The organism is Sandaracinaceae bacterium (genome assembly GCA_016706685.1).
Taxonomy (GTDB): Bacteria; Myxococcota_A; Polyangia; order Polyangiales; family Houyiibacteriaceae; genus JADJJE01.
Genome location: JADJJE010000051.1, coordinates 102,113 through 116,269, shown reverse-complemented (window position 1 = coordinate 116,269; position 14,157 = coordinate 102,113). Strand labels below are relative to the sequence as shown.

Below are 14,157 nucleotides of genomic sequence, written 5' to 3'. Positions count from 1 at the left end.
GGCGGCTAGTATACCGTGTACACAGAACCGCTACCAGGGCAGAAGCTCGGCGCGGATGCCCGCCTGGTGCAGTCGGTCGATGACCTCTTGGGCGTGGGCCGCGTCCAGCGTGTCGATGCGCAGGTCGAGCACGGTGCTGCGCGCGCCGGTGGAGCCGAGGCCGTCGTGGTCCACTTGCACCACGTTGGCCGCCGCCTCCGCGATGACCTTGGAGACCAGCGCCAGGCGCCCGGGCAGGTCGTCCAGCTCCACACGCACGCGGTTGAGGCGCCCCTGGTTGGCGAGGCCACGTAGCGTGACCACCGCGAGCGTGCGCGGGTCGATGTTGCCGCCGGAGAGCACCAGCCCCACCTCGCGGCCGGCGAAGAACTCCGGGTGCTCGAGGCAGGCAGCCAGCGGCGCGGCGCCAGCGCCCTCCACCACCGTCTTCTCGATCTCGAGCAGCATGGCGATGGCGCGCTCGATGGTGGCCTCGCGCACGATGAGCACCTCGGCGTGCTGCTGGGTGAGCACGGCCCGCCCGATGGTCCCGGGCTGCGACACCGCGATGCCGTCGGCCACGGTGGAGCCTGCCACCACGCTGGACGCGCAGCCGTGCAGGAAGTCCGCCATGAACGGGTAGCGCTCGCTCTGCACGCCCACCAGCTGCACGGGGCGGTCGTGGCCGCTAGCCGCCAGCGCGATGCCCGAGAGCATGCCGCCGCCGCCCACCGACGCCACGATCATGTCGAGCGACGGGCGCTGCTCCAGCATCTCGAGCCCGATGGTGCCCTGCCCTGCGACCACGGCCGGGTCGTCGAAGGGGTGGATGAACTCGAGGTCGCGCTCGATGGCCAGCTCGCGGGCACGCACGGCGGACTCCATGACATCGCGGCCCGCCAGCTCCACCGTGGCACCCAGCGCGCGCGTGCGGGCCACCTTGGTGAAGGGCGTGTTCTCGGGCATGACGATGGTGCTGGAGAGCCCCAGCAGCGCCGCGTGGTGCGCCACACCCTGCGCGTGGTTGCCAGCGGACATGGCGATGACGCCGCGCCCCTTCTGCACGTTCAGCAGCCGGTTGCGCGCGCCGCGCCCCTTGAACGAGCCGGTGAACTGCAGGTTCTCGAACTTGAGGAACACGCGTGCGCCGGTGATCTCGGAGAGCGTCTGCGAGAACGTGAGCGGCGTGAGGGTGAGCGCGTCGCGGATGCGCTCGCGCGCGGCCACCACGTCGGCGAGGGTGGGTGGCGTTGGCGCGGGAGTCGTCATGGTGAGCCGAGCGTAGCAGGAGCGGTGCGGCTAGCGCGCGGCTCCGTGTTCACGGGTCGGCGGGGAAGAGCGTCATCACCCGCTGCGCGAGGGGCTGATCCGCCGTGACGGACGAGCCGTTGCCCTGCACCCCATTGGTGTCGCGTCCCCAGCACCACACCCCGCCGTCGCTGCGTGTGACGCAAGCCCACTGCTGACCCACCGCGACGTCGAGCGCGTCCGTGATGGGCCCCGTGGCGTCACGGACGTGCTCCGCCACCGGCGAGTCCGTGCCGAACGCGACCTGTCCTTGGATGCGTCCGCCTCCCCAGCACCACACCGCGAAGCGGCCCGGACCATCCCCGGGGCGCAAGACGCAAGCGCTGTCGACGCCGGGAATGACCTTGACGGCGTCCGCGATGGGACCGCTCCCGTCAGAGATGCGGATGGCGACCGTGGAGTTCGAGCCCTGGCCCACCGCGTTGAGCGACGAGAAGCCCCAGCAGTAGACCGCGCCCCCCGAGCTGCGTACGCACGTGAAGGCGCCGGCCGCGCTCTGGCCCAGCTGGATGACGTCGCTCGGCACTCCCACGACGTCCACTTCGGTCGAGACCTCTGAGGTCGACGTGAAGCCTCGGCCGAGCTCGCCCTCGTCGTTCTCGCCCCAGCAGGTCACGCGGTTCCCTCCGCTGGTGCTCGGTCGCAGCGCGCAGGTGAATTCGAAGCCCGCGTAGATGTCGATGGCGTCGGTCACCAGCGACGGGGTGGGCGTGGCGAAGATGCCGCCGGTTGCGCCCGTGCCCAGCTGACCGCGCAAGTTGTTGCCCCAGCAGACCACCTGGCCGCCCTGTCGGATGGCGCAGGCGTGGTCGAAGCCGGCCGAGATGACGGTGGCGTCCACCAAGCCCACCACGGGCACGGGTGTGGCGCGAATGCTCCCGTCCGAGATGCCGTTGCCGAGCTTGCCGCTGGTCGTCGTCCCGAAGCAGAAGACACGCCCGGCGGCGTTGCGCGCGCACCCGAAGCCCTCGCCACCATCGATCTCGACCCAGCCGCGTGAGCCCTCGACCGGGGCGGTCCGGACCACGCTGCCTCCGTCGCCCAGCTCACCCACCGTGTTGGCGCCCCACACCACGGTGCCGCCCGTGCTCCGCAGCATGTACATCTGGTCCCAGCTCGATGCGAGCTGCACGAAGGGGGCGTCGTCGCAGATGCCGAGCGGACCCGTGGCACCGCACGAGTCACCCAGGCTGCAGCGCGCGAGACACGCTCCGCAGTGCGACGGATTCCGGTTCGTGTCGACCTCGCAACCTGTGCCGAAGGTGGTGTCGCAGTCGTCGCGGCCCGCCGCGCAATCGGCGATGAGGCAGGCACCCATGGAACACACCCCCATCCCAGTGGAGAGCATGCAGGCGGCGTCTGCGCCATCGTCGGCCTGTGAGTCGCAGTCGTTGTCGACGCCATCACAGCTCTCCGCGTTGGTGGGGAAGTTGTTGGCGTCGAGGTCGTTGCAGTCGTCGCTGAACAGCACGTAGCCCGCGGGCGGGTTGCAGGTGGTCATGCCGCCCGCCGGGACGCCGCGTCCGTCCGAGTCGCCGTCGGGGAACCACGCTTGCGGGGCATCCTCGTCGGTCACTCCGTCGCAGTCGTTGTCGTCTCCGTCGCACAGCTCGGGGGCCCCCGCGTAGACCGTGTCGTCGTCGTCGTCGCAGTCGCCCTGGGCCTGGGACACACCCGTGGGCTCGCGACCGGGACAGGCGAAGATCACGCCACCGCTCGCGTCGCCCACGCCGTCGTCGTCGTCATCCGGATAGAACGGGAAGCGCAGGCCGCTCTCGTCCGTGGTGCCGTCGCAGTCGTCGTCGATGCCGTTGCAGGCGTCGTTGGCGGCCGGGCGAATGCCCGCGTCCCCGTCGTCGCAGTCGCCGCCGCGCGCGATGCGGTTGGCGATGGGGGTGCAAGACAGCATGGTGCCGCCCGTGGCGTCGCCGAAGCCGTCGCCGTCGAGGTCCAGGTACCAGAGGGCGTCGGCGGAGTCGGCGTCCACCACGCCGTCGCAGTCGTTGTCCACGCCGTCGCACAGCTCCATGGCGCCCGGATAGACGCTGGGGTTGCCGTCGTTGCAGTCGTTACCACCGCAGCGCATGTCGGGGAAGCCGTCTTCGTCGTCGTCCTCGGTGTCGCCGAAGTTGATGAGGAAGTTGGCGACGCCGTCGCAGTTGTTGTCGCGCCCGTCACAGCGCTCGGCGGCGGACGGGCTCAGGCTCTGGTCGCTGTCATCGCAGTCGCCGGTGCGCACGGCGTGGCCGCTGACCACGGCACAAGAGATCACGGGCGTCGCATCCGCATCGCCGAACCCGTCCACGTCGTCGTCGGGGTACCAGGCCACGGCCACCGCGTTCTCGTCCAGCAGGTCGTCGCAGTCGTTGTCGAGGCCGTCGCAGATCTCGAGCTGCGCGCTGTGCGCCGTCACGCGACCGTCGTCGCAGTCGTCGCTCAACACCGAGAAGCCCTGGGTGTCGGCGCAGCGCATGATCGCCTGCGCGCCCTCGTCGCCGTGCAGGTCGAAGTCCATGTCGGGCCGCCCCGTCACCGTGACGCCCTCGTCCAGCATCGTGTCGCAGTCGTTGTCGATGCCGTCGCACACCTCGGGCATGCCCGGACGCGTGTCGCGCCGCTGGTCGGCGCAGTCGTCACCGCAGTAGCGCATGCCGGCCGTGTCCTCGTTGCAGCAAGCCAGGTCCACGTGGCCGTCGTCGTCTTCGTCGAGCGTGCCGAAGGTCAGCGGGTTGCAGTCCTCGTCCACGTCGAACGTATCGCAGACCTCCGGGTTACCGGGGAAGCGGCCGGGGTTGGTGTCGTCGCAGTCGTCGCCCCCACACGGCACCCCGTCGTGTCCGTCGCCATCGCCGTCGCCGCAGAGCACGGTGCACACCCCCGCATCGTTGTCGCAAAACGTGTCCGCGCCGCAGGGGGCCAGGCCCGGCACGCAGCCACGCGTGCTGGCGAAGGAGCTCGCCGGATCGCACGTCTCCTCGCCATTGCAGAAGTTGCCGTCGTCGCACATGGCGCTCGACGTGCATTGGTCTGGCAAGAGGTCGTCGTCGTCCACGACGGTCCCCGAGCCACAGCCCACGCTAGCGAGCGCGAGCGCGAGCCCGCCGATGACCACCACCCTGTTCCACACTGCGCCCACCATCATGACCCCCGTCGTGACTGTGAGCGATGAGGCTAACACAGGTCGCGTGCGGAGATCACTCCTGGGGGTGATCGGCCTGCCGGGCGCGCTTGGCCATGGCCACGAGGGCGCTGCGCGCCTCGCCCGTGTCGCGGATCGGGGCGTCGAACGGCAGCCGCAGCTGACGGGGTCCTTCCGGAGTCTCGGCGGCGAGCCCGAACCCTGCGGCGTCCACCTGCGTCATGCGCGCGGACGTGGCGCCAGGGACGCCTGCCAGGTGGCGTGCGTAGTCCAGCAGCGAGTCGCCGTGGTCGTCGTTCATGTGGCCCACGATGCGGGCGATGTGCTCCGCGGCCAGCATGGGGAGCGGAGCGTCGCGGAAGAAGAGCGCGAGCCAGACGGTGGTCTCGGTGGGGCTCGTCCAGGCCACGCGGTGGCGCGTCCGCGCAGGGAGCAGGTGCGTGCTCCCCGCACGTAGCGCCACGGTGTCGCTGCCCTCGATCTCGAGCGTGGCCGCCCCCGACACGAGGCACACCCACTCGTGCTCGTCCTGGTCGTACCAGAAGCCCGGCGGAGACGCGTGCCCGCGCGAGACGATGCGCTCGAGGCGAAAGGCCGGGGTCGTCAGCAGGGACTCGACGTGCTCGGGCTCGGACATGCCGCAGCCTACCGCAGCGCTCGCACCAGGGCCGTCTCGCACTCGGCGCTCAGGGCCACCGGCGTAGCGATGGCCACGCGCTGGGCGACGCCCTCGTAGCGGGCCGTCAGCTCCCGGGCGACCTCGTCGGGGGTGCCCACGCAGGCCACCTTGGCCAGCAGGCCGTCGTCGATGCGCGCCGCCATGTCCATCCACTTGCCTTGCTTCGAGAGCGCGTGGAGCTCGCCATGGAGCTCGGGGTAGCCCTCGGCCTCGAGCACGTGGCGGTAGGCTGGCGTGGAGCCATAGAAGGCGATCTGTGCGCGGGCGGCCTCGCGCACGCCCTTCAGCTCCTTGTCGTCGCGGCCACTGACCACCAGCACCTGCGCCGACAGCTCGAGCTGGCTGCGCGTGCGCCCGCTGCGCGCGAGGCCGCGCTCGAGGGCCGGGAGCGTGGTGTCGCGCAGCGTGGTGAGCGTGTGGAAGGGGTGCACCAGGTGTCCGTCCGCCACCTCGCCCGCGCACTCCACCATGTTGTTGCCCACGCCGCCGAGCGTGATCTTGGGGCGCACGGCCCCGAGCTTGCCCGGGTGGAACATGGGGGGCATGAGCGTGTGCGTGTAGTACTCGCCGCGGAACGCGAGCTTGGTGCCGTTCATCCAGCAGTCGAAGATGGCGTGGTAGGCCTGCACGAACTCCCGCATGCGCGACACGGGCTTGCCCCAGGGCATGCTGTAGCGCGCCTCCACGTGCGGGCGGATCTGCGAGCCGAGGCCCAGCGTGAAGCGCCCCTGGCTGAAGTGCTGGAGGTCCCACGCCAGGTTGGCCGCGGTCATGGGGGTGCGCGCGAAGGCGATGGCCACGCCCGTGGCGATCTCGAGCGAGGTGTGTTCGGCCGCCAGCAACAGCGGCATGAAGGGCTCGTGCGGCCCCTCGAAGGTGAAGGTTCCGTCGAAGCCGCGCTCGGCGATGTCACGCGCGCGCTGTGGCACGGAGGCGAGGTTCGGGGCCAGCAGCGGAGCGTCGAGCTTGAAGGTGGTCATGGGATGGGTTCCTGGGCCGAGAGGATGCCGGTGTCACACGCCGAAGAGAAGCGCCTGGGCGGGCTGGCCCGTGGCGCGCGTGATGGCGTCGGCGTAGAGGCGCACCTGCACGAGGTAGTGCGGCAGCGGAGCGTCGCCGAGGTCGGTCTTGAAGTCGACCACGGTCCAGCGCTCGCCCTCGCGGAAGGCGAGGTCCACGATGCCCTCGATCAGGCCGCCGTCCGGCGTGCGCAACAGCATGGGCGTCTCGCGGCGCAGGGCATCGGCGGCGCGGGCGCGCTGCATGAGCGGGTGGGCGAAGGCGGCCAGCGCGGCCACCTGAGCGGCCTGCACCTCGTCTTCCGTAGCGCCCAGCAGGCGGCCGTGCGCGTGGGCCAGGTCTTCACAGGCGCGTGTGTCGGTGTCGAGCGGCAGCTCGGCCAGCAGCGCGTGAACCAGCGTGCCGAAGCGCGGACCGCGCGGCCGCTCACTGCCCGAAGCGCTGGTGCGCTCGAACTCCACGTGCTGGCCACCGCGCACCCAGCGCGGCGTCTCCGGGTCCTTCGAGGCCGCCGTGACGGGCTGCGCGCGGTGCTGTCGCTCCGCCGCGGTCTCGCGCAGCGCAGCGCGCGCGTCACGCCAGGCGCGATACACCGCGGCGCCAGCCACGGCCTGGCCGGCTGCGTCTTCCACCAGCAGCGCGGCGTTGCGGCTGCCACCGGGGTCATCCACGGGCGAGAGGCGCTCAGGGTCCCACCAGACCACGCTCACACCTCCAGCAAGCTCCTCGTGCAGGCCAGGACGAACGGTCTCGTCGGGGCGCTCGGCGTCGAGCACGCTGCTCTCGCCGAAGGGCGGGCAGAGGGGCGCAGCCGTGCTCGCGCGCTTCAGCGTGGCGGGCGGGTGGAGCGCGGCAGACAGCGGCGTCAGCCACCAGCTCGCGCCTTCGCCAAAGCCCGTGGTGGGCACCACCAAGAGGTCCTGCGCGCGCGTGCTGGCCACGTAGAGCAGGCGCAGCGCCTCGGCGCGGTCGGCCGCCAGCACTTCTTCGGCGCGCTCGCGCAAGGTGATGGGGAGGCAGCCCGCCAGCGAACGCACCGCGAGGCCCTGCTCTGGATCCACGAATCGCGAGGGCCGGCTCCACGCAGCGTTCTCGGTGGGCGAGCACAGGACGACCACGGGGAACTCGAGGCCCTTGGCCTTGTGCACCGTCATGACGCGCACGCCCTCGGCGCCCTCTTCCACGATGGGCGCGTTGCCGCCGCCGCGTTCGGTGTCCGCCGCGCCCTCGAGCCACGTCACGAAGGCGCGAAACGAGGTGGTGCCGCGCGCGTCGAAGCGCCGGCCGTGGTCCACCACGCGCAAGATGTTGGCGAGGGCCTGCTCGCCCGAGGGCCAGAACGCGAGCGAGGCGTGCGCGCGCGTCTCCGCGAGCAGGTCACCCAGCGTCTCGGCGATGGCCCGCCGATTGCGGCGTGCGTGCAGGCGCCGCAGCACGTCGAGCGCCGCCTGCACGGCCTCGAGCTGCTCGTCTCCCAGCAGCGCCTCGGGCTCCACCCGGCGCACCGGCGAGAGGTGCCCGAGCGTGTCCTTGTAGGCCAGCAGCGCGTCGTCGTTGAGCGCGAAGAACGGCCCGTGCAGCGTGGCGTAGACCGCCAGCTCGTCGTCGGGCCACTCGAGCGCGGCCAGCGCCTGGCGCAGCGCACCCACCTCCTCACGGTCGTGGAAGGTGCGCCCGCCCATGAGCACATGCGGCACCTGCCGGCGCTCGAGCGCGTCCACGTAGCCGCGCACCGGGTCTTCTTTGAAGGTGGAGTGCAGGCTCTTGAAGAGCAGGCACACGTGGCGTGGGGCCACGGGGACGCGCTTGCCCGCTTCTTCCACGGTCCAACCGGAGGCGCTCACCAGCCAGGCGATGAAGGCGCCCACCGCGTCGGGCAGCGACTCTTCCACGGAGCCCTTCACGGGACCCTCGCGCCACAGGCGCGCGCGCGGGGCCGGCAGCGCGATCACGGCTGGCTGTGTGCTGCCCGCCGCGCGGAAGGGCTCGAGCGGGACGTAGCGCGCCTGCGTGCCGTCTTCGGTGGGCAGCATGGTGGGCGCGAAGGCTGCGTTCACCAGCGCCTGGATGCCCGGCAGCGAGCGAAAGCTGGTGCTCAGGTAGAGCACCGCGGCACCGCCCGCCGCGAGGTGCCGCTTCACGCCTTCGTAGATGCGCACGTCGGCGCGCCGGAAGCGGTAGATGCTCTGCTTCGGGTCGCCCACCACGAAGAGCTTGCCGGGGACCACGCGCGAAAGGCGCCAGGCCTCGCGTTGCTGGGCGAGCCCGGGCAGCGAGGCGTCGGGGTCGCTGGCCAGCAGCAGCAGGATGTCCGCCTGGAGCGGGTCGGTGTCCTGGAACTCGTCCACGAAGAGGTGGCTGAAGCTGCGCTGCCAGGCCGTGCGCACGGTCGCGTCGCGCACCAGCAGCTCGCGCGTGCGCACGAGCAGGTCCGTGAAGTCCAGCCAGCCGGCGCGCGCCTTGAGCGCCTCGTAGTCGTGCACCACGTCGCGCAGCAGCTCGCGCAGCGCCGAGGCCAGCTCGGCCTCCACGTGCTCGGCGAAGCGCGTGAGGTCCTCCTTGAAGCGGGCGCGGCGCTGCAGCACTTCGTCTCGCATCCCCGCGGGGAATTCGCGTGGGTAGCCGTCGTACCGCCACGCGTCCCACTTGGTGGGCAGCGCGCAGAGCTGCGCCTCGAGGCCGTCGTAGTCGCGACCGAGGCCCACGCGACGCTCGCGTGCCGCAGCCTCGACGGCAGGGGTGGCGAGAAGGTGCAACGACCCGACCAGCTTGCTGCTCGGGCTGCCTGCGCTGGCCAGCGCGTCGAGCGTGAGCAGCGCGTCCACCAGCTCGTCGATGGCGCGCTCGCGGTCGAAGCTGGGCGGCGGCGGCCAGGGCGCGTCGAAGTCGCGGTCGTCCACGAGCGCCATCGCTGCCGAGCGCAGCAGGCCACTCGCACCCTGGTCGCTGTCGAAGCCGCCGCGCCGCAGGAGCCGCGTGAGCGCGGCCGGCGGAGCAACGAGGATACGCGTGAACCAGTCGTCGAAGGCGCGCTCGAGCAGCGCGGCCACTTGGTCTTCGCTGGCCATCTCGAACGACGGGTCCACGTTGGCCTCGATGGGGCGCTCGCGCAGGAGATCCGCGCAGAACGCGTGGATGGTCCCGATGCGCGCCACCTCGAGCTCGGCCAGCGCTTGTTCCAGGTGCAGCGCGCGCGGTTGGGCTCCAGCCTCACCCGCCATGCGAGCCGCGAGCGCGTGTTGCCGTGCTTCCTCGAGCGCGCGCCGCAGCCGCAGCTTCATCTCGCCTGCGGCTTTGTCCGTGAACGTCACGGCCGCCATGCGGCCCAGGCGCTCGCCGCGCGCCACCAGCGCGACGATGCGGTGCACCAGCTCGGTGGTCTTGCCGGTGCCGGCCGCGGCCTCCACCACCAGGGTGGTGTCGAGGTCGGAGCGGATGGCATCGCGCGCCGCAGAGTCACCGAGGGGTGCGGTCACTCGCGCCTCCGCAGCAAGTCGAGTTGGATCAAGCGCTTTCCGTGGTCGGCCTCGTCGCCGGTGCCGCGCGACTTGGTCGTGGCGCGCGAGACCTTGCTGGACACGCGGCGTCCCTCTCCGTGCCCGCAGACCCCCACGTAGTCACAGCGCGTGCACTCGCTGCGCGTGCGATCCTCGAGCGGCACGGGCGGGAGGAAGCCATCGGTCAACGCGCCGTCGATGGCGGACAGCACGTCCGCCACGCCGCCCCGCGTGATGTCGTCGAGCGGCACCTCGCGCGCGCTCCAGTCACCGCGGGTAGTGCAGAAGTAGAGCCGCCCGCCGCTCACCTCGGCGTCCGGGAACAGCGCCTCGAGCGCCATGGCGTAGAGCGCCGGCTGCAGGGTCTGGCCTCCGCCCAGGCGCAGGCGCGGAGGCGTCACGTTGCGGCCCGTCTTGTAGTCGGTGGCCCGCAGGCCTCGGCCACGGCGCTCCACCAGGTCGATGGAGCCGCGCAGGGTGACACCGGCCGCGAGCGGCAGGGGTTCCCGCCGCGAGGCCTCGTCGTGTCCCTCGCGCGTGGGCAGCCCGAACGCCAGCTCGAAGTGCGTGGGCACGAACGCGGCCCCCGGGGCCTCGGGCTCGGCGAGGCGCGCCACCCACTCGAGCAAGTCGGCATGGATGGCTTCGACGTGGCTGCGGAAGACGTCCTCGATGGCCGGCGCCAGCCGCTCGCGGTACTCGCGCTCCACGTCGGCGAAGGCCCGGTTCACCTCGGCCCGGGCCAGCGTGAGGCTCGCGTCGCCCGAGAGCGGAAGCGCACCTTGGTCGCGCAGCGCCCGCAGGATTCGGAACTGCGCCTCGTGGATGAAGCTGCCACGCGTGAGCGGGTCGAGGCCCTCCACGCGCTCGGGCACCTCGCGCGGGGCGAGGCGGGCAATGGAGTGCAGGTAGAACTGATACGGGCAGCGGGCATAGCGCTCGAGCGCGGTGGCGCTGTAGGGCCGAGCCGAGAGACGGTGCTTCGCGAGGGCTTCGGCGGCGCGCTGGCTGGGCAGCACCAGCCCATCTTCCGGCAGGAAGCGGGCCACCCCGTGGCGACGCGCGCGCGCCCGTAGCGCTCGGCCGAGGTGGGGGTTGGCGTCCAAGAGGTAGCGCGCGGCTCCCGTGACCGCAGCGCTCCCCGCGCCGTTGCCGAGCGCCTGCGCCAGGGTCGCGAGGTCGTACTCGGCCTCGTCGATGGCGTCCGTGGGCACCTCGGGGGCCGGCCAGCCCAGCCGGCTCGCGGCGCCGTGCAGCGCCCGCGCTTCGAGCGCGTGGAAGTCGGGCAGCGTGCCCTCCGCGGCGCGCACCACCTCGAGGCCGTAGAACGAAGGCACACGCGGGCGCCCGCGCTCGGTGTCCACGCGCGGCCAGCTCAGCACCACCGCGCGCTCGGCCGCGCCGACCGCGAGGCGCAGCAAGAGGCGCTCTTCCGCCACGCGCTCGGTCAGGGTGGCGAGCGCCGGCGAGATGGCGGTGCGCGCGGCATCCAGCAGGATGGGGTCTTCCAGCACCTTCTTCGGGAAGAGCTTCTCCGCCAAGCCGGGAACGAAGACCACCGCGAAGCTGTGGCCCCGAGCCTCGTCCGGGGAGCCCACGAAGAGCTTGCCGGCCAGCTGCGTGCTGGGCGGGTCGCGCAGCTCCCCCAGGCGCTCGGCCAGCACCAGGCGCACCTCGGTCAGCGAAACCGGGCCCACCTCGCCCATGGGGGCCAGCTCGGCCAGCGCGCGCAGCACCGGCGCAGGCTCGCGCAGCGCGCGCGTGGCCACGCGCGTGAGGGCCTGCACCCAGCGACCCCAGCTGGTGCTGCTGGGCAGGGCGGTGAGCTCGTCCAGCAACGGGAGGAGAAACGCCTGCAGCTCGTCCAGGCTGGCCAGCCGGTGGGCGAGCGCGCGGGCGCGCGGGGAGTCTGGCGCCTCGGCGGCCACCTCGCTGGCGCGCAGCTCGAGCTCGGCGCGCAGTCCAGCCAAGCGCGCGGTCCAGCGCTCCCGCCCTCCCACAGCGCGGCTCTCGATGAGCAGCGCCTCCCAGGTGCGGGGGGCGCGCAGCCGGCGCGTCGCGAGGTGCACCTCACCCGTCCCGCCGCTCCCGCCGGCGCTGGCCGTCGCGGTGTCGCTCGCGGCGAGCTCGTCGAGTTCGTCGGGGTCGTCCATCCCCCCAGCAGCCACATCCGCGCCTTCATCGAGCGCGCGGGACACGGCACCAGGCAGGTATTCCTCGTCGGGTGGCACGAACGCGTCGGCGCTCGACACGGCCGGCGGTGGCGCGCCGTCCTCGCTGCGCGGCAGCACGCCCAGCGAGAGGTACTCGCCCAGCGCTCGCGCCGACAGCCCCTCGATGACGCAGTCGAGCAGCGCCAGCAGCGCGCGCCCGCCCGGCTCGGGGCGCTTGGCGCCGTGCGTGAAGTGCGCCGGGATGCTGGCCCGCCCGAGCGCCTCGCGCAGGTGCGCATGGTACGCCTCGGGGCTGCGCAAGAGCACCGCCATGCGCTCGAAGGGCACGCCTTCCTGGGCATGGGCCAGCACGCGCCGCGCGAGCTCCACGCACTCGCGGCTCTCACCGGGGGCGCTCATGAGCTGCACGCTGGTGTCGCCGCGGGGAGCGGACACCGCCTCATCCACGGACGCCGAGTCGGGCGCAAAGAGCTGTGCCTGCAGCCGAGTCAGCGCGGTAGGCGGCTTGGCAGGGGATGCCTTCGCAGCAGCAAGCTCACGCGCCTCCGGCAACCCCGCGTGCTGCAGCCAGCGCCGCGCACTCTCGTCACCGCTGGGCACCAGCACAGCGGACGCGGTGTGCCCCCGCAGCAGCACGGCGAGCAAGCGCGCCTCGAGCGGCGAGCGCAGCGGCACGTCCAGACTCAGCAGCGGGAGCCCGATCAGCGGGTGTGTGGCCTGTGTAGCGGCACTCGCAGCAGCCACCAGCAGCTCTGCGCGTGTCGCGACACCGTACGCCGCACAGGCGCTCGCGAGCGCGTGGCCCACCCGCCGCAGGTCACGCGCCGCGTCGGTGTCGGGCAACGAGTCCAGAGACACCTCGGCGAGCGAGAGCTCGCGCAGCGTGCGCACCAGCGCACGTGGCAGCCCCGGCCGATGGGCCACCGGCTGGAAGCGCCCCAACTGCCCCGCCTGCCCCAGCTCGAACACCACGCGCGCCGCCAGCGCCTCCATGGCCAACGGCGACGCCGGCGTGCGGCCCAGAAGCGCCAACTGCGGCAGCCCCAGCTGCGCGGCCAGCTGCCCCAGCGTGAGCCGATGCCAGCCGAAGGCCGCCTCACGGTCACCCAGCGCGTCGCGCAGCAGCGCGTTGGCCGCGTGCAGCGAGCTGGTCACGACGATGCCCTCCGACCCGGGGGGGAGCTGCTGCACCCAGCGGATCGCCTCACTGCGACGCGCCGAGGCCGACGGGTGGTGCCACACCATGCGCGGCGACTATCGCACATCGAAGCAACCCGTGGTGCACCCGTCCGACAACGGCTGCCGAACGGAGCCCCGATGCCACACCACCCCCTCCACACCACCGACCCCCGCGAGCGTCCCCATGGGTGACCACGACGGCCTCTTCAAGCGCATCTTCGGGGTGCCCACACACGCCGCCGACATGCTCCGCAGCGTCCTGCCGGCGGCCCTGGTGGCGGCGCTCGACCTGACCCGGCTCGAGCTCATTCCTGGCAGCTTCGTCAGCCCCAGCATGGCGCACCGCCACAGCGACCTGCTCTTCCGGGTACCGCTCGGCGACAAGCTGATCTACCTGCACATCATCATCGAGCACCAGAGCTGGCCGCACCCGCTCATGCCCCTGCGCGTGCTCGAGTACACACAGCTCGTGTGGGCCTCGATCCTCCGCGAGCAGCCCGACCGAAAGACCCTTCCACCCGTGATGACCCTGGTCGTGCACCACGGGCCGTCCGGCTGGACCGCACCCCGCAGCCTCCACGAGATGGTCGAGGGCCTCGACCAGTTCCCCGAGCTGCGCCCGTTCGTTCCCAACCTCGAGCTTCGCATCGAGGACCTGGTCTTCGTGTCGGACCAGGACCTGTTCGCGCGGCCGCTCGCCCCGGTACCGCAGGTGGCGTTGTGGCTGCTGCGGGACGGCCGAGACCTCACTGCCCTGCTGGCCCGCATCGTTGCGTGGCGCGCCGTCTTCGCGCGCGTGCTCGTGGACTTCCCCGATGAAGCACGCGTCTTTGTGCGCTACATTCTCCTCACGGTGGGCCCACACTCATACGAAGCGGTCCGCCAGGCCATCCTCGAACACATCCCCGCCGCGGAGGCTCCTTTGGCAACCATCGCAGATCAACTCCGGCAAGAAGGCCTACAGCAAGGTCTACAGCAAGGCCGTCAAGAAGGCCTCGGCGCGCTGCGCGACACGCTGCGCGTCTTGCTCGCGCAGCGCTTCGGGGAGCTCGATGCCTCGTACCACGCGCGCATCGAGGCCGCCGAGGTGCGGGAGCTGCAGCGGCTGGCGCAGCGCGTGATGCTCGCCACCGAACTCGCCGACGTCTTCGCCACACACTGACGCTGACACTGCGGCGTTGC

The 14,157-nt window shown here is 72.1% G+C and carries 7 protein-coding genes; 1 reads left to right on the top strand and 6 read right to left on the bottom strand.

Annotation, left to right across the window (positions count from 1 at the left end):
• Window positions 1-30 precede the first annotated feature (30 nt).
• The 6 genes from IPI43_31115 to IPI43_31090 are packed head-to-tail and all read right to left on the bottom strand — an operon-like array spanning window position 31 to window position 13,041.
• Window positions 31-1,248 (bottom strand): threonine ammonia-lyase, encoded by a 1,218-nt coding sequence (locus IPI43_31115; protein MBK7778514.1) that lies wholly within the window; start codon window positions 1,246-1,248, stop codon window positions 31-33.
• Window positions 1,249-1,297: 49 nt separating this feature from the next.
• Window positions 1,298-4,429, bottom strand: a complete 3,132-nt coding sequence (locus IPI43_31110) for a hypothetical protein (GenBank protein MBK7778513.1) — start codon at window positions 4,427-4,429, stop codon at window positions 1,298-1,300.
• A 52-nt stretch (window positions 4,430-4,481) separates the two neighbouring features.
• Complete coding sequence (locus IPI43_31105) at window positions 4,482-5,063, bottom strand: DUF2470 domain-containing protein (protein ID MBK7778512.1); 582 nt, start codon at window positions 5,061-5,063, stop codon at window positions 4,482-4,484.
• A gap of 8 nt (window positions 5,064-5,071) precedes the next feature.
• Window positions 5,072-6,085: a TIGR03617 family F420-dependent LLM class oxidoreductase gene (locus IPI43_31100; GenBank protein ID MBK7778511.1), complete on the bottom strand. Its 1,014-nt coding sequence runs from the start codon at window positions 6,083-6,085 to the stop codon at window positions 5,072-5,074.
• 33 nt (window positions 6,086-6,118) lie between these two features.
• On the bottom strand, window positions 6,119-9,601 hold the full coding sequence (locus tag IPI43_31095; protein MBK7778510.1) for a UvrD-helicase domain-containing protein: 3,483 nt from the start codon (window positions 9,599-9,601) through the stop codon (window positions 6,119-6,121).
• Window positions 9,598-13,041 (bottom strand): PD-(D/E)XK nuclease family protein, encoded by a 3,444-nt coding sequence (locus IPI43_31090; GenBank protein ID MBK7778509.1) that lies wholly within the window; start codon window positions 13,039-13,041, stop codon window positions 9,598-9,600. The genes IPI43_31095 and IPI43_31090 overlap by 4 nt, the downstream gene beginning before the upstream one ends.
• A gap of 118 nt (window positions 13,042-13,159) precedes the next feature.
• Here IPI43_31090 and IPI43_31085 point away from each other — a divergent pair, with 118 nt between their 5' ends.
• Window positions 13,160-14,137, top strand: coding sequence for an Rpn family recombination-promoting nuclease/putative transposase (locus IPI43_31085; GenBank protein ID MBK7778508.1), 978 nt, complete (start codon window positions 13,160-13,162; stop codon window positions 14,135-14,137).
• Window positions 14,138-14,157: the final 20 nt, after the last annotated feature.

Excerpts from the sequence above, each read along its gene's own strand:
- IPI43_31115 (MBK7778514.1), bottom strand. The coding sequence starts at position 1,248 with ATGACGACTCCCGCGCCAACGCCACCCACCCTCGCCGACGTGGTGGCC.
- IPI43_31110 (MBK7778513.1), bottom strand. The coding sequence starts at position 4,429 with ATGATGGTGGGCGCAGTGTGGAACAGGGTGGTGGTCATCGGCGGGCTC.
- IPI43_31105 (MBK7778512.1), bottom strand. The coding sequence starts at position 5,063 with ATGTCCGAGCCCGAGCACGTCGAGTCCCTGCTGACGACCCCGGCCTTT.
- IPI43_31100 (MBK7778511.1), bottom strand. The coding sequence starts at position 6,085 with ATGACCACCTTCAAGCTCGACGCTCCGCTGCTGGCCCCGAACCTCGCC.
- IPI43_31090 (MBK7778509.1), bottom strand. The coding sequence starts at position 13,041 with ATGGTGTGGCACCACCCGTCGGCCTCGGCGCGTCGCAGTGAGGCGATC.
- IPI43_31085 (MBK7778508.1), top strand. The coding sequence starts at position 13,160 with ATGGGTGACCACGACGGCCTCTTCAAGCGCATCTTCGGGGTGCCCACA.